Source organism: Flavobacteriaceae bacterium HL-DH10 (assembly GCA_031826515.1).
In the GTDB taxonomy this organism is placed as follows: domain Bacteria; phylum Bacteroidota; class Bacteroidia; order Flavobacteriales; family Flavobacteriaceae; genus Thalassobellus; species Thalassobellus suaedae.
The window spans coordinates 925701-942942 of the sequence record CP134536.1 but is presented as its reverse complement, the minus strand read 5'-3'; the positions used below and the strand labels follow the sequence as shown (position 1 = coordinate 942942).

Genomic DNA, 17242 nt, shown 5'->3' with positions numbered 1-17242 from the left:
CATGACGTATCAAGATACTCTTAATTGGATGTTTTCTCAGCTACCAATGTATCAAAAACAAGGGAAGTCGGCTTACAAAGTAGATTTAGGTAATACCATATTACTAATAAATCATTTAAATAATCCACATAAAAATTTTAAGTCAATACACGTTGCAGGAACCAATGGAAAAGGGTCAACTAGTCACATGTTGGCTTCTGTATTGCAAGAAGCTGGCTATAAAGCTGGATTATATACATCGCCACATTTAAAAGATTTTAGAGAGCGTATTAAGGTAAATGGAAAGGAAGTAAGTAAACAATTTGTAATTGGTTTTATAAAGCGGAATAAGGCCTTTTTTGAAGCTAATAATTTGTCATTTTTTGAAATGACTGTTGGTATGGCTTTCGATTATTTTTCTAAGCAAAAGGTTGATATTGCTATTGTAGAAGTTGGATTAGGAGGTCGGTTAGACTCAACAAATATAATTACTCCAGAAGTATCTGTAATTACTAACATTGGATTAGATCATACGCAATTTTTAGGACATACACTAGAAGCTATTGCTTTTGAAAAGGGAGGAATTATTAAGCCATCTGTTCCCGTTGTAATTGGTGAAACCCAAAAGGAAACAACAGCTGTTTTTAAAGATTTAGCTAAAACTAATAACTCAGAAATTGTATTTGCAGATAAAAGTATTTCAAAAGCTTATGAATCTGATTTAAAAGGAAGCTATCAAGCTAAGAATATTAAAACAGTAATTCAGGCAGTTAAAGCGCTTCAACAAAAAGGGTATAGAATACATCAAAAACATTTGGAAAGAGGGTTGCTTCATGTTGTAAAGAATACGGGTTTATTAGGTAGATGGCAAGTTTTAAACGACAAGCCTAAAGTTATTTGTGATACAGGACATAATAGAGAAGGACTAATTCATGTCATGAACCAGCTATCAAAAGAAGTTTTTGATAGGTTACATATTGTTTTTGGAGTCGTAAATGATAAAGATTTAAGTTCAATAATTGATTTATTGCCTAAAAAAGCTACATATTATTTTTGTAAACCAGATATTTCACGTGGATTAGATGCTAAAGAATTGAAACGTGTTTTTAATAGGTTTGGATTAAAAGGAGAAGCCTATAATTCTGTAAATGAAGCCTATAAAACGGCTTTAAAACATGCTGAGTTAAGCGATTTTGTTTTTATAGGAGGTAGTACATTTGTTGTAGCAGAAATAATTTAAAAATTTTATTGAAAAAGTTTTTGCAGATTGAAAATCTAGCTTATATTTGCACACCTGTTTGAAGGGCGACTAGCTCAGTTGGTTCAGAGCACTTGGTTTACACCCAAGGGGTCAGGGGTTCGAATCCCTTGTCGCCCACAAAAAATCCTAAAGTTTATACTTTAGGATTTTTTTATGTAAAATATTTTTTTTCTCTATGAAATATTACGTTTACATTCTATATTCAGAAACAATCAATAAATATTACATTGGTTCTACCAAAGATGTGCTAATAAGATTAGATAAGCATTTGCAAAACCATAAGGGTTTTACTGGAAAATCTAAGGATTGGGTTTTGAAATATACAGAGGTTTATGATTCTAAAAGTGATTCTATAAAACGAGAATTGCAAATAAAGAAGTGGAAAAGTAGAAAAATGATAGAAAAGCTTATTAAAGTAAAAAGTAAAGAATAGAGCATCCCGATTTTTCATCGGGAGGGTCAGGGGTTCGAATCCCTTGTCGCCCACTTAAAAAAATCCTGATGAAATTTCATCAGGATTTTTTTTATCTTCCATTATAATCAGTTCTTTTTGTCTTTATTTTTGTGTTAGTATATATGTTTTTTATATTTATATAAAAAACAATGTATGACGGGACATATAAAGGAGGTTTATAAAAAAATATTTAAATCTTACGATACCCCTTCATTAGAGAGGCATATCGAGAAATTTATTGAGTTGGACACCTATTTGCCTTATAGTTCAACATTTTTCTGTGTTACTAATACTCAGCATTTGTCATTTGAGTTTATCAGTAAAAATATGCAATCTTGTTTAGGTATGGATAAAAGTTTATTCGAGAAAAAAGGCATGCGTTATTTTTGGAGTAGAATGCACCCTGAGGATCTAGAAAAATGGCTTTTGGCATTAAATGAACTCATGACCTTTACCTTAAATGAAATTAGTGTAGAAGATAGGACAAAAATGAGTTACACTTGGAATTATCGTTTTAAGAATGCCAATGATGTGTATGTAAATATTGTACAAAATACAACGCCTCTGGAATTTGATGCAGAGAATAAACCTATAATTGGCTTAGCGCATTATACGGTGTTGTCTGAGAAAATTAAATTGCAAGTTTGTGCATCTGCTAAGTTGCTAAACAATAATAATGAATATGAGACGGTGTATTTTAATAATTTCTCTCAAAGACTACTATCCGACGGAATTAGTAACCGAGAGCGTGATATAATTAGATTATTAGTTTTAAATTATACGAGCAAAACTATTGCAAAACAATTAAATATAAGTTCTAATACAGTAGATACTCATCGTAGAAATATTTTAAAAAAACTTAATATGTCTTCTACAGGCGAGCTTGTTGCATTGTTAAAAATGAATAAAAATATTATTTAGAATTATGAATATCATCAAAACAAGTTCTTAGACGATAGAAAGTGTTCGTTTAACGAAAATATAGGCTATTTAATGTAAAATACTCAAATTGAGTATTGTAATCTCTAATTAAGTGTAGTAACTTGCAATTGCTATTTATTAGTTCTTAGGGAGAACGTCAAAAACAAGTGTCTATAAAATTAAAATATAGACACTTGTTTGTTGTTTATACTCAACATCTTTTTCCATATCAATTTTGATGTAATTATTTGTAATAAGTCTTGATTATATAAGGGTTTTCAATTAATAATTTTAAGTTATCTCAACCCAGCTTCATCAGGAGCGCTTTACATTAATAAAAATATTTTTTTAATTTTAAATATAAGTAATACAGGGTTTTATGTGGTGTAAGGTATTCGTTTAACGAAAATATAGGCTATTTAATGTAAAATACTCAAATTGAGTATTGCAATCTCTAAACAAGTGGATTAACTTGCAACTGCTATTAATTAGTTCTTAGGGAGAACGTCAAAAGAAGTGTCCGTGTCAAATAAAAAATAGCATGGGCACTTTTTTGTTTTTGTAAAGCTTTCTATAAAACCTGTAGTAACCGCTCCAAAGCCATGCCTCTAGAGCCTTTTATTAGAAGCGTTTTATTTTTTAATTTAGAAAAATCAAAATCTTTTTCAAAGAATGAAAAGGATTTATATTTTTTAGCTTTTTTAGAATCAATTTCTGATTGATAAAAATTCTCACCAACAAAAATAATTTCATTGATATCTAATGAAATCGCCAAATCAGCAATATTTTGGTGTTCTACTTTAGCTTCAGTTCCTAATTCGAACATGTCACCAAGTATAGCTATTTTATCTCCTGCTTGTTTTCCAAAATTTTCCAAAGCAGCCCTCATGCTTGTTGGATTCGCATTGTAGGCATCTAAAATAATTTTATTAGTGCCTTTTTCGATAATTTGAGATCTGTTGTTAGACGGTGTATAGTTTTCAATAGCGTCTTTAATTGAGGTGCTATTTACTTTAAAATAGGTTCCAATCGCAATCGCAGCCATTATATTGTTAAAATTGTATTCACCAATAAGTTTACTTTCAATTTCTTGATTATTAAATGCGCATTTAACGAATGGCTGTGCTTCTTTAAAATCAATGTTAATATCTGCATTAGTATTTCCAAATGAAAATCTTTTGGTGTTTTTGGTTTTTTCAACTTGAATAGAATCATTAGCATTAACGAATATGGTTTTGTCGTTGCTTATTAAATAATCATACATTTCACTTTTACCTTGTATAACCCCTTCAACACTGCCAAAACCTTCTAAATGTGCTTTGCCAAAATTAGTAATATACCCGTAATCTGGTTTCGCTATGTTACACAAAAATTCAATTTCTTTTTGATGATTAGCACCCATTTCTACGATACCAATCTCTGTGTTTTTGGTCATTGATAATAAGGTTAACGGAACACCAATATGGTTGTTTAGATTGCCTATAGTTGCAGTAGTTTTATATTTTTGAGATAATACTACGTTAATAAGTTCTTTGGTGGTTGTTTTACCATTACTGCCAGTTAAAGCAATTATGGGTGTTTTTAAATAGTCTCTATGGAATGAAGCCAATTTTTGAAGCGTTTCAAGTACATTGTTTACTAAAATAGTTTTAGTTGATGTGTTGAATTCGGTCTCATCTACTATGGCGTATTTAGCTCCTTTTTCAAGAGCGTTTTCAGCATATGTGTTCCCGTTAAAATTATCGCCTTTAAGAGCGAAAAACATATCGTTTTTTTGAATTTTTCTCGTGTCAGTACATACAGAATGACATTTTAAGAAAAGCTCGTGTAATGCTTTTATTTCCAAATGTTAAATAGGTTTTGTTTTAATTCCCGTTTTTACAGGAAAGACAATTTTATCTGAAACCTCGATTTTAATTATCGATTAATATTTTCGTATTAAATGTATAAAAAAAAGTCCTAACAAATTGCTAGGACTTTTAATTTATTGTTAAAAAACGTATCTAGTTTTTAGTTTTATTTTTTGCTTTAGATTTTGAGCCTACACGAGACATAGCGCATCTAAACCCGATATAGTCTGTTGCCATATCTTGTGGGAAGTAACGTCTTTGAGCAGGGTCTAACCAATACTCTCTGTCTTTCCACGAACCTCCTTTGTATACTCTAACTTCATCATTGATTAAAGATGTTCTATTGTTTCCTTTATCGTATTCTCTAATAATGTTTCCTAAAGAATCTCTAGTGATTTTGTGTTTAGGAGAGTTATACATTTTTCTTGTGCTTGATTCTTCATTTTCGCTATTTGTTTCTTCGTCTTCGTTGAAATCTTCAAAATAACGAGAAGAACGTTTGTCTCCGTCTCTAAAGTTTATTTCATTACTCTTATCAAAGTTAGTACGTAAATAGGTTTCATTTTCATCAACAGGAACTTGTAATATTTCACCAGGTAAATTTCTTGCAACAACTTTTCCATTAGACAGTGTGTCATAAACAATATTATCTATTGTTACTATTTTTACTGTGCCATCATCATTAATAGCATTTTTAGTATAAACATTACCACGGTAGTAATTGAAGTCGTTAAACTCGTCATCTATAATAGGTCGGTAAACATCGGCAACCCATTCAGCAACATTACCAGCCATGTCATATAAACCATAATCATTAGGTTCGTATGATTTAACAGCATTAGTAATATCTGCTCCATCGTCAGACCATCCAGCAATTCCACCATAATCACCTTTTCCTTGTTTGAAATTAGCTTTTTGATCACCGCGTGTTTTACGTTTTCCAGAACGTGTATATTGTCCATCCCATGGGTATTTTTTACGACCACGATAAAGATTGTAACTTCTTATTTCGCTTAATCCTAAAGCGGCATATTCCCACTCAGTTTCAGTTGGTAGCCTATATTTTGGAGAAATTATTCCAGTTTCACGAGTCGCGTAAATTCCAGTTTCATTACCATCGGCATCAGTTTGTATATTTCTTCTTCCACGAGATTCTCCATTAATAATTTCTTCGTTTCCACCATAAGTTAAACTTGGAGCATTAATATAGGTGTCTGTGCTAAAATTAGAGTCAGCATTAACATCTAAAATTTTGGCATCACGCTTTAAATAACCTGCTTTTTCTAAATTATATTCATTAACGCGGTCTGAACGCCAATTTGCAAATTCTACAGCTTGAATCCAACTTACTCCAACAACAGGATATTCTCCGTAAGCTGGGTGACGTAAGTAATTGTCGGTCATAACTTCGTTAAAACCTAATCTGTTTCTCCAAACAAGTGTGTCAGGTAAAGCACCATGATAAATTGCTCTGAAATTTTCATCAGATGGAGGGTAAACCCTTTTTATCCAATCTAAATACTCCATATACATGGCGTTTGTAACTTCAGTTTCATCCATGTAAAAAGATTGAACGTGTTGCTGATTTGGACTGTTGTTCCAATCATGCATCACATCATCTTGAACACGCCCTTTTGTAAAAGTTCCACCTTCAACAAATACTAAACCCGGGGAAGTTTCCTGTTCTTCAAAATCTGTATTGTATTGAAATCCGCCTTCTCTGGAGTTTATTTGCCATCCAGTAGCTCTAGAGCTATTCTTTGAACTCGAAGATTTTTTACAACTAGTTGAGACTATTGTTAAAGTCAAAACAAACAAAATCTTGAATGTTACTACTTTTTTCATATCCATACTTTTTAAGTAAGCTAATAATATTTTTGGAGCTGCAATATAAGAATTAAACCGAACAACGCAAGCTATTTTTTGCATTTTAACCAAAAAAAAGCGCATTTCAACCTATTTTTTGGTTATTACAACGATGATTTAGCTGTTTTTTACCGTTCTTTTGTGTTGTATTAACGCATGATTTACTAATTTATTATTGTATTTTTGATGCTGTTTTTAAAAATGTTGTTTTTAATTAATAATAACAGGCTTTTAATGACGTTATTTTAGCGATGAAAGAAAAATTATTACTATTATTTTTAATAAGTAGTCTTGTTGTATTCCCACAGCAAAAGAAATATGTGCTTACTTGGGCAGATTCTCAGATATTTTCTGCGGGTACTTATACTATTGAATTTCCATCTTTTAATAAAGAAAATTTTAGCTATGATTTTGATTCAGGTTTACTGTTTGTAGATCAATGGGAGATTCCAAGTACTATAAATGAATCTAACGTTACTATTAGTAATGTATCTTATGCTTCAATATCTAAATCTGACTTAAAAGATTTAGATATTAATAATATTCCGAAAAAATTAAAATTTAGCCTAAAGAATTCTAAATCTAGAGATAGATTATATGCCTTTTTTCAACTGTCTCCAATTATTAAGGATGAAAATGGAACATTCAAAAAGATTGTTTCATTTCAATTAAATTACTCTAGTGGAATTAATAAGTTGTCGTCATTAAAAAAAGAAAGTCAGGCTAAAGTTATAAGTAATTCAGTATTGAATTCTGGAGAGTGGTATAAGTTTTATGTAGATACTACTGGAGTTTTTAAGTTGACTAGGAATTTTTTAGAACGTTTAGGTGTTAAGGTTAATAATGTAAACCCTAGAAATATAAAAGTATATGGTAATGGAGGCCGTATGATTCCTTATTCTAATTCAGTTTCATATCCAATAGATATTGAGGAGAATGCTGTAAAGTTTGTAGGAGAAGAAGATGGAGTTTTTAATGCACAAGATTATATTTTGTTTTATGCACAGGGACCAAAAGAATTTAATGTAGAAAGTAATACCAACATAAATTGTTATACAGATAAAACGTATTATTTTATTAATATAAGTTCTGGTGCTGGTAAGCGAATTCAGCCATTTACACAACCTACCGGAGTAGTAGATTTAGTTATTGATACTTTTGAAGATTATAAGTTTCATGAAAAGGATGAATATAATATAGCTTTTTTAGGAAGACGGTGGTTTGGAGATAGATTTGATGTCGATACAAATAAAAAATTTAAGTTTGATTTCCCAGATATAGTAACATCAGAACCTATAAGTTTAAGGGTTTATGTTGCTGCAGCATCTACTACCTCTACTTCTATGGCACTTTCTGTAAATGGAGCTTCAATATCCACGCTTTCTATAGCTGCTGCATCAACTCCTACTTTGGCAAGTGAAAGAGCTTTTATTGGAAATGTTAATTTGAATTCATCAATAATATCAGTAGAGCTTAATTATGATAATCAAGGAAATCCAAGTGCTTTAGGGTATTTAGACTATATATCAATTAAAGCAACTAGAAAATTAAGTTTTCATGATAAGCAGTTTCAGTTTAAAAATAGTAGTGTTATTTCTAGCTCTGGGATAGGACAATATAACATTTCTAATGCATCACAAATATCTGAGGTTTGGGATGTTACAGATATATATAATGTGTCTAATTTTAAGCATAAAGATTCTGCTGCAACCCTAAGTTTTACATCTCAATTAGGGGCTTTGAAAACCTATGTTGCAATAACGCCTTCAGATTATTATGAACCTAAATTTGATTCCAATACGATTGTATACAATCAAAATATAAAAGGTACCGTTTTTATAAATAATGAAGGTGAATTTCAAGATGTAGATTATATCATAGTAACACCCAATAATTTGCTTAGTGAAGCCGAACGTTTAGCTCAAATTAATAGAAAGCAATATAATTTAAATGTAAAAGTGTTTGGTTTAGATGAGATTTATAATGAGTTTAGTACAGGTAATCAGGATGTTGGTGCTATCAGGAATTTAGTGAAATATGTGTATGGTAATGCTAGTGCGCCAGAAAACAGAATAAAATATTTGTGTTTATTTGGAGATGGTTCTTTTGATTACAAAGATAGAATTCAGAATAATATTAACATTGTTCCCTCTTGGTATTCTTATGGGAGTTTTAATCTTACTAATTCGTTCGTTTCTGATGATTTTTATGGTATGATGGATGATAACGAAGGAACTATGTCTACAAATGATAAACTGGATATTGCAGTAGGTCGTATGCTAATTGATACGCCGCAACGAGCTAAAGAAATGGTTGATAAAGTAGAATCTTATCATATAAAAGAAGCTTTTGGTAGTTGGAGGAATAATTTTGTGGTAGTGTCTGATGATGTCGATAAAGATTGGGAGGGTATTTTGCAAGAAACTACAGATAATATAGGAAATTTAGTGACTCAAGAAAAATCATTTATGAATGTAGTTAAAATTCATTCAGATGCATTTAAACAAGAGTCATCAGCTGGAGGAAATAGATACCCAAAAGTAAATACCGAACTAGTAAATGCAATCGATAATGGAGCCTTAGTTGTTAATTATTTTGGTCATGGTGGTGAAGATGGTTTAGCTCAAGAGCGTATTTTGTTAAAACCCGATATAGAAGGATTTCGAAATTTTTATAAACTTAATTGTTTTGTAACAGTTACTTGTGAGTTTACAAAATTTGATAATCCGTTTAGACAAACAGCAGGCGAGTTTGCTTATTGGAATAAACAAGCTGGATCTATAGGTTTGATTACAACTACCAGACAGATTTTTGTAAATTTTGCTATTAATTTTAATAACACTTTAGGACAGTATTTGTTTTCATATAGTGATAATGATAGCTATCAAGACTATGAATATCCTTCAATGGCAGAGGCATTAAGGTTAACCAAAAATGATCCGTTTATTTCTGGTAATTCTCAAAGACGCTTAGTGTTTTTTATAGGAGACCCAGCCATGAAATTGGCAATTTCAAAACCGAATATAAGGTTAACGAAAATTAATGATATTCCAATAAGCCAATCAACAGACACATTAAAAGCACTTAGTTATGTAAAGATGGCAGGTGAAGTTACAGATGTTTCTGGTAATATTTTAAATAATTATAGCGGCACACTTTCAACCACTATTTACGATAAATCTATTGAAAGACAAACATTAGCAAATGATGGAACACGTTTAAATGGAGAGCTTGTTAAATTAGATTTTACCACACTTGGAGAAATTATTTTTAGAGGGCAAGCATCTGTTTCTAATGGACAATTTGAATTCGATTTTGTTGTACCTAAAGATATTGGTATACCAGTTGGATTTGGTAAAGTAAGTTTTTATGCTAAGAATGAAACCTTACTTCAGGATAAATCTGGAGCAAGTATTAATACAGTAAAAATTGGAGGAATAAATGAAAATGCTGCTGAAGATAATATAGGGCCAGTCATTACTTTGTATATGAATGATGAAAACTTTGTTTCCGGCGGTATTACAAACGAATCACCTACACTACTTGCTAAAATGGAAGATGAAAATGGTATAAACACAGCAAGTGGTATTGGTCATGATATTATAGCGATACTTGATGGTGATGAGACAAATCCAGTAGTTTTAAATGATTATTATCAAACAGAAGTCGATGATTATAAAAAAGGTGTTTTAAGTTTTCCTTTTAGAGATTTAGAACCAGGTCTTCATACCTTAACTCTTAAGGCATGGGATGTTTATAATAATTCTTCAGTATCCGAAATTCAGTTTGTTGTATTTGATAAAGATCAAGAATTGGTTATAAATAATGTGCTTAATTACCCAAATCCGTTTGTAAATTATACAGAATTTTGGTTTAATCACAATAGTTCGGAGTCTTTAGACGTTTCTATACAGATATTCACTGTTTCCGGAAAATTGGTTAAAACACTTAATGGTCAAACATCAGGAGGTTTAATAACCACTAGTTCCTTGTCAAGAGATATCGTTTGGGATGGTAGAGATGATTTTGGAGATAAAATAGGAAAAGGGGTTTATATTTATAAACTAAAGGTACATTCTAGTTATTTAAATAAAAAGGTAGAAAAAATAGAGAAACTCGTAATATTATAAAAACAATTATATTTGCTAAATAAAACTAATTCATGAAAAACCAATTATTGCTATTATTAGCATTTGCTTTTCTATTAAAAGTAAGTGCCCAAGAAACTATTGTTTTTCCAAATCAAGATAGAAGGGTTATAACAACAGGAGTTCCCTTTGTTTTAATTGCTCCAGATGCTCGTGCAGCGGCTTTAGGTGATATGGGGGTTGCTACCTCTGTAGATGCGTTTTCTCAACAATGGAATTCATCAAAATATGTCTTTTCAGAAACCAAATCAGGAATAGGAGTTAGTTATACACCTTATTTAAGTAAGTTGGTAAATGATATTTTTTTAGGAAATGTTACTTATTTTAATAGAATAGATGAGCGTAGTGCTTTTGCAGCTAGTTTAAAATATTTCTCTTTAGGCGATATTGAATTTGTAACAGATGAATTTTCAGAAGCTTTAATACAAAGACCAAATGAATTAACTATTGATGCATCTTACGCTTTACGTCTTTCTGATCAATTTGCAATGTCTGTGGCTATGCGTTATTTGCGTTCAGATTTAAGATTAAATGGTGTCGATGGTGATGCTACACCTGCCAATACTTTTGGTGTTGATATTTCTGGGTATTATCAAAGTGAAGAAGAGGCTTATTCTGATTATAATGGACGTTGGAGAGCAGGTTTTGCAATTCAAAATATAGGACCTAAATTTAAGTATGATGAAGGCGGACAAGAAAATTTTCAGCCAACAAACTTGCGTTTAGGAGCTGGTTTCGATTTTATATTTGATCAATATAATAAAGTTTCGGTAACAGCTGAAGTTGCTAAATTATTAGTGCCAACACCTCCTGTTTATGGTTATGTTGATACTGATGGTGATGAAAATCAAGATGGAGATGAGCCAACAATTATTGTTAAGGGGAAAGATCCAGATGTGAGTTTCTTGTCTGGAATGTTTCAGTCGTTTGGAGATGCTCCAGATGGTTTTAGTGAGGAGTTAAAAGAATTTACATGGGCACTTAGTGCGGAGTATGTGTATCAAGATTCGTTTGCTTTTAGAACAGGTTATTTTAATGAGAGTGAAGATAAAGGCGCTAGAAAGTTTTTAGCACTAGGAGCTGGTTTTAAGGCTAATGTGGTAAATATAGATTTATCGTATTTATTTTCAGCCTCAAAAGTGCAAAGTCCATTAGAAAATACGTTGCGTTTTTCTTTAACTTTTAATATTGGAGATGGAGAGTATAACGAATACTAGAAATACTCAATAGAATAAACAAAAAAAACTATTGCTATAAGCAATAGTTTTTTTTGTTTAAATAGTTTGTTAACTAAAAAAACACCTTGGTATTAAGTCAAGGATTCTTAATTAATTTGTCATTCTCTAGAATGAAGGAATCTAAGTTAAGAGATGTTTATTTTGCAATTACTATTAAGAGAGGAATAAAATTTCTTAACTTTATTGATATAAATAATTTATGAAGGAAGTAAAAATAGAATCCACATTATATGTTTTTGAAAATTTAGATGAGCTTCCAGAAGAAATATCTTTATTAATGCAACAAGCAGTTAAAGCTAGAGAAAATGCTTATGCGCCATATTCTAAGTTTCATGTTGGAGCAGCATTACTTTTAGATAATGGAGAAGTAATTACAGGAAATAATCAAGAAAATGCATCCTATCCATCTGGATTGTGTGCAGAACGTACTGCTATATATTATGCAGGGTCTCAATATCCTGAAGCAAAAGTTTTAAGAATGGTAATATCGGCAGCGTCAAAAAGGCAAACAACGATAACGCCTATTCCGCCGTGCGGTGCTTGCAGACAAGCAATATCGGAGTATGAGGAGAAACAAGAATCACCTATAGAAATTTATTTTATGGGAGAAAAAGGTAAGATTGTAAAATCAAATTCACTTGCAAATTTATTACCATTAGTATTCGATAAATCAGTTTTATAAAGGTTCAATAAAATTTGGTGGTTTTAATTAATGTAATCGATTAAAATTTTCAATACGATAGCAATTAATATAAAAAATTATTAATTATACAATCTTGTGTGTAAACGGCTTTTTTTTTGATATTTTTTATACTTTAATTAATTTAGGTTTTCGCAATAACATTCAAAGTATTACTTTTGTATTTCGCTTAAGTAAAACCTAATATTAGTCGATGCAAAAAATCACAAAAGAGGTTTACCTCAAATGGTATGAAGATATGTTATTCTGGAGAAAGTTTGAAGACAAACTAGCTGCGGTATACATACAACAAAAAGTAAGAGGATTTCTTCACTTATACAATGGTCAAGAAGCTGTACTAGCAGGAGCTTTACATGCTATGGACTTGACTAAAGATAAAATGATTACAGCTTATAGAAATCACGTGCAGCCCATAGGGATGGGTGTAGACCCAAAACGTGTTATGGCTGAACTTTATGGAAAAGTAACAGGGACATCTAAAGGTATGGGTGGTTCTATGCACATATTTTCTAAAGAACATCGTTTTTATGGAGGTCACGGTATTGTTGGAGGTCAAATTCCATTAGGAGCAGGTATTGCTTTTGGAGATAAATTTCACGGCGTAGATGGTGTAACACTATGTTGCTTTGGAGATGGTGCTGCAAGACAAGGGTCTTTACATGAAACTTTTAACTTAGCGATGCTTTGGAATCTTCCAGTAGTATTTGTTTGTGAAAATAATGGATATGCAATGGGTACTTCTGTAGAACGTACAGCGAACCATACTGAAATTTGGAAATTAGGTTTAGGTTATAATATGCCTTGCGGACCAGTTGATGGTATGAACCCAATTAAAGTTGCTGAAGCTTTTGATGAAGCGATTCAAAGAGCACGTAAAGGCGGAGGGCCAACTTTCTTAGAGCTTAAAACTTATCGTTATAGAGGGCATTCAATGAGTGATGCTCAGCATTATAGAACGAAAGATGAGGTTGAAGAATACAAGAAAATTGACCCAATTACACAGGTGAAAGATGTTATTCTTGAGAAAAAATATGCTTCTGAAGATGATATTAAAGTGATTGATAAACGCGTAAAAGATAGAGTAGCAGAGTGTGAGAAATTTGCAGAGGAATCTCCATTTCCACCAGTGCAACAGCTTTACGATATGGTTTACGAACAAGAAGATTTCCCATTTATTCAACATAAAATATAAGCTATGGCTATAGTAGTAAATATGCCGCGATTAAGCGACACAATGGAAGAAGGAACTGTTGCAACTTGGTTAAAAAAAGTAGGTGACAAAATTGAAGAAGGTGATATTTTAGCTGAAATTGAAACTGATAAAGCAACGATGGAATTTGAGTCTTTTAATGAAGGGACTTTACTTCATATTGGTGTTCAAGAAGGTGAAACAACAAAAGTAGATGAGCTTTTAGCTATTATTGGTGATGAGGGTGAAGATATTTCTGGGTTGTTAAACGGAGGAGGTGGAAACGCTTCCGCGGAAGTAGAAGAAGAAGCTATCACAGAACCGACTGAAGGTGTTGAAGAAAAAAGCGATGCTGTACCAACTCAAGAATTACCAGAAGGTGTTATAGTGGTTACTATGCCACGTTTAAGTGATACTATGGAAGAAGGAACTGTTGCAACTTGGCTTAAAAAAGTTGGAGATACAGTTGAAGAAGGTGATATTTTAGCAGAAATTGAAACTGATAAAGCGACTATGGAGTTTGAGTCATTTCAATCAGGAACCTTATTAGAAATAGGCTTACAAGAAGGAGAATCTGCAAAAGTAGATGCTTTATTAGCTATAATTGGACCTGCAGGAACAGATGTTTCTGGTGTTGCTGCTAATTTTTCTAATGTTGCTGCGCCTGCTAAAAAAGAGGAAGCTCCAAAAGTTGAAACGAAACAAGAAGCTCCAAAATCGACACCAGTAGTTGCTCAAAAAACAAGTGCGCCAGCACCTACACCAGTTACGGCTAACGGAAGATTATTTGTATCTCCTTTAGCAAAAAAAATAGCTGAAGAAAAAGGAATTAATTTAACTCAAGTTCAAGGTTCTGGTGAAAACGGACGAATTGTAAAAAGTGATGTTGAGAATTTTGTTCCAGCACAATCTGGAGGAGCTTCAGTTGGTAAATTTGTACCAGCAGGACAAGAAGATTTTGAAGATGTAACTAATTCGCAAATGCGTAAAGCTATTGCAAAAGCATTAACAAATTCTAAGTTTACTGCACCTCATTATTATTTAAGTGTAGAGTTTGATATGGAAAACGCAATAGCTTTCCGTACACAATTTAATACCATTCCAGATACTAAAATATCTTATAATGATATAGTTGTTAAAGCTTGTGCTTTGGCATTAAAACAACATCCTCAAGTAAATTCACAATGGTTCGCAGATAAAATGCGATTAAATAACCATGTACATATTGGTGTAGCTGTAGCTGTTCCAGATGGATTAGTAGTGCCCGTAGTAAAATTTGCAAACGAGCAATCTTTACCTCAAATTGGTGCTGCAGTTAGAGATCTAGCAGGAAAAGCTAGAAATAAAAAGTTGACACCTGCAGAAATGGAAGGTAGTACGTTTACGGTTTCTAATTTAGGTATGTTTGGAATAGATACATTTACATCTATTATCAACCAACCAAACTCAGCCATTCTTTCTGTTGGAAATATTGTTGAAAAGCCAGTGGTTAAAAATGGTCAAATTGTAGTGGGGAATACCATGAAATTATCGTTAGCTTGTGACCATAGAACAGTGGACGGTGCAACAGGAGCTCAATTCCTTCAAACATTAAAAGGATATATTGAAAATCCGGTAACTATGTTGGTATAATTCTATAAAAATAAAAAAAGCTCTAAAAGAGCTTTTTTTATTTTTAAATTAATCCTTTTCTACTATTCTATTGGAACAGCATCGAAAGGCTCTACCATTGCAATAAATAATACACAAGGACCTTTATCAAGACATTTTGCTTTGTGAGGTTTTTTTGCAGGACCATAAGCATAGTTTCCTGCTTTTAATATTTTTGATTTCTCACCTTCATAATTGACCTCTAATTCACCGGTAATTAGTATCATTCGTTCAGAAGAATTATGAGTATGGCTTATAACGTTTGTATTTGGTTCAATTTTAAAAAAGAAATCTAAATTTGGATTTTCAATTTCACCATGCAAAATGGTAAATGAACAACCAGGAAAAAAATCTGGTGCTGGATTCCATACAATGTCAGTATCATCAATCGATTTTACCAAAGACATTTCATTTTTAATCATTTTTTTTTCTTGTGCAAGTAAACTAATACTTAACAAAAATAAGAAGACGAAAAACACATTCTTCTTTTTGGGGATTCTTAGTCTAAAAATTTTCATAATATATAAAGTTTTGTTTAACAATGATTTAAAGATGCCAAAAGCCCTACTTCTAAAAAAATTGGAGAACCAGGATTATTTTTTTGGTTTTATGTTTTGATTGACACTAAACAAATTATTTGGGTCATATTTAGTCTTAATTTCAACTAAACGGTTGTAATTATGTTTGTAGCTTGCTTTAACGCGCTCCTGGCCTTCATCCATCATAAAATTGGAATAAGCACCACCCGATGAATATGGGTGCAGTGCTTCCCAGTAATCTTTACACCATTTGGTGATTTTATCAGCATTTTTGGGATCTGGATCTACCCCTACAATAACACCCGCATATTTAGCATCGCGATAAGCCCAAGGAGTATCTTCATTACCAACTCTACTCGCTGCGCCACTAATAGGGTATAAGTGCATTTGAGATAATGGTGTAGGTATCTTAGATCCGAATTTTAAATGTTCTTTTCTTATTTCTGGTCCTAATTCGTTAAAAAAATCGGCTCTCCAATACCATTGCAAACCTGGAGGCATTAATCCATCAAACAAAGTTTGTATGGACGGATATGGCATTTCGCCCACATGTGCAAAAACTGGCTCTAAATCCATAGCTGGTTTTATTAATTTGTCAAATTCTTCTTGACCACCAGTATAGCACCATACAATACCGCAGTATTGGTTTCCATGTAAAAAATCTGGAAAAGGAGGTCCAGGAATAATCATAGTGGCTATAAAACCATTTAACTCCTCTGGAGCATTATGTATAAACTCATGGTACCATTCCATTATTTCTTCAGTCCTTTCAATAGGCCATAGAGTGGGGCCGCCAATAACGGTTTTAACTTTATGGGCTTGAAATTTAAATGATGTTACAATACCAAAATTTCCACCACCACCACGTATAGCCCAAAATAAATCGGCATTTTGATCTTTATTGACTGTTACAAATGATCCATCGGCTAAAACCATATCGGCTTCTAAAAGATTGTCTATTGTTAATCCATACTTTCTTGATAGATGTCCAACACCTCCGCCAAGTGTTAATCCGCCAACACCCGTAGTTGAAATTATTCCTGCTGGAACAGCAAGTCCAAAGGGGTGTGTGGCATGGTCAACTTCTCCCCAAAGATTGCCACCTCCAACTCTAACTGTATTATTTGATGTGTCTACGCGTATAAATTTTATGCCAGATAAATCAATCACTAAGCCATCATCACACAACCCCAAGCCACCACCATTATGGCCTCCGCCTCTTACGGCAACCAATAGGTTGTTTTCCCTTCCAAAATTTACAGAAGCCATAACGTCTGCAACATCAACGCATTTTACAAACATTCCGGGATGTTTGTTTATCATACCGTTGTATACTTTACGTGTTTCATCATATGTATCATCATTAGGTAATACAATATGTCCTCTAAGCTTTGAAATAAATTCATCAATTAAAGAAGCGTCTAAATCTTTAACTAATTTTTTCATG

At 32.3% G+C, this 17242-nt stretch carries 12 protein-coding genes and 1 tRNA gene; 9 read left to right on the top strand and 4 right to left on the bottom strand.

The window, feature by feature from the left end; genetic code table 11:
- Position 1: 1 nt before the first annotated feature.
- The 4 genes from RHP49_04185 (at position 2) to RHP49_04170 (ending at position 2615) form a co-directional block, all read left to right on the top strand.
- Complete coding sequence (locus RHP49_04185; protein WNH13458.1) at positions 2-1219, top strand: folylpolyglutamate synthase/dihydrofolate synthase family protein; 1218 nt, start codon at positions 2-4, stop codon at positions 1217-1219.
- A 63-nt stretch (positions 1220-1282) separates the two neighbouring features.
- Positions 1283-1357 (top strand) — tRNA-Val (locus tag RHP49_04180).
- A 58-nt stretch (positions 1358-1415) separates the two neighbouring features.
- On the top strand, positions 1416-1673 hold the full coding sequence (locus tag RHP49_04175) for a GIY-YIG nuclease family protein (protein WNH13457.1): 258 nt from the start codon (positions 1416-1418) through the stop codon (positions 1671-1673).
- 174 nt (positions 1674-1847) lie between these two features.
- Entirely contained in the window at positions 1848-2615 is a 768-nt protein-coding gene (locus tag RHP49_04170; protein ID WNH13456.1) for a LuxR C-terminal-related transcriptional regulator, read from the top strand.
- 571 nt (positions 2616-3186) lie between these two features.
- Here the strand turns inward: RHP49_04170 and murF are convergent.
- Together murF and gldJ are read right to left on the bottom strand one after the other, a co-directional pair.
- The gene (gene murF / locus RHP49_04165; GenBank protein WNH13455.1) at positions 3187-4461 is read right to left on the bottom strand and encodes a UDP-N-acetylmuramoyl-tripeptide--D-alanyl-D-alanine ligase; all 1275 of its coding nucleotides are present in this window, start codon (positions 4459-4461) and stop codon (positions 3187-3189) included.
- A gap of 157 nt (positions 4462-4618) precedes the next feature.
- The gene (gldJ, locus tag RHP49_04160) at positions 4619-6316 is read right to left on the bottom strand and encodes a gliding motility lipoprotein GldJ (protein ID WNH14375.1); all 1698 of its coding nucleotides are present in this window, start codon (positions 6314-6316) and stop codon (positions 4619-4621) included.
- Between the two features lie 266 nt (positions 6317-6582).
- Here gldJ and porU point away from each other — a divergent pair, with 266 nt between their 5' ends.
- The 5 genes from porU (at position 6583) to RHP49_04135 (ending at position 15238) form a co-directional block, all read left to right on the top strand.
- Positions 6583-10461 (top strand): type IX secretion system sortase PorU, encoded by a 3879-nt coding sequence (gene porU / locus RHP49_04155; GenBank protein ID WNH13454.1) that lies wholly within the window; start codon positions 6583-6585, stop codon positions 10459-10461.
- Positions 10462-10493: 32 nt separating this feature from the next.
- The gene (gene porV / locus RHP49_04150) at positions 10494-11696 is read left to right on the top strand and encodes a type IX secretion system outer membrane channel protein PorV (GenBank protein ID WNH13453.1); all 1203 of its coding nucleotides are present in this window, start codon (positions 10494-10496) and stop codon (positions 11694-11696) included.
- Positions 11697-11916: 220 nt separating this feature from the next.
- Positions 11917-12399: a cytidine deaminase gene (gene cdd, locus RHP49_04145; protein ID WNH13452.1), complete on the top strand. Its 483-nt coding sequence runs from the start codon at positions 11917-11919 to the stop codon at positions 12397-12399.
- A 211-nt stretch (positions 12400-12610) separates the two neighbouring features.
- Entirely contained in the window at positions 12611-13609 is a 999-nt protein-coding gene (pdhA, locus tag RHP49_04140; GenBank protein ID WNH13451.1) for a pyruvate dehydrogenase (acetyl-transferring) E1 component subunit alpha, read from the top strand.
- A 3-nt stretch (positions 13610-13612) separates the two neighbouring features.
- The gene (locus RHP49_04135; GenBank protein ID WNH13450.1) at positions 13613-15238 is read left to right on the top strand and encodes a pyruvate dehydrogenase complex dihydrolipoamide acetyltransferase; all 1626 of its coding nucleotides are present in this window, start codon (positions 13613-13615) and stop codon (positions 15236-15238) included.
- Between the two features lie 62 nt (positions 15239-15300).
- Here RHP49_04135 and RHP49_04130 read toward each other — a convergent pair whose 3' ends face one another.
- Positions 15301-15774 (bottom strand): cupin domain-containing protein, encoded by a 474-nt coding sequence (locus RHP49_04130; GenBank protein WNH13449.1) that lies wholly within the window; start codon positions 15772-15774, stop codon positions 15301-15303.
- A 75-nt stretch (positions 15775-15849) separates the two neighbouring features.
- Positions 15850-17241, bottom strand: coding sequence for an FAD-binding protein (locus tag RHP49_04125; GenBank protein ID WNH13448.1), 1392 nt, complete (start codon positions 17239-17241; stop codon positions 15850-15852).
- Position 17242: the final 1 nt, after the last annotated feature.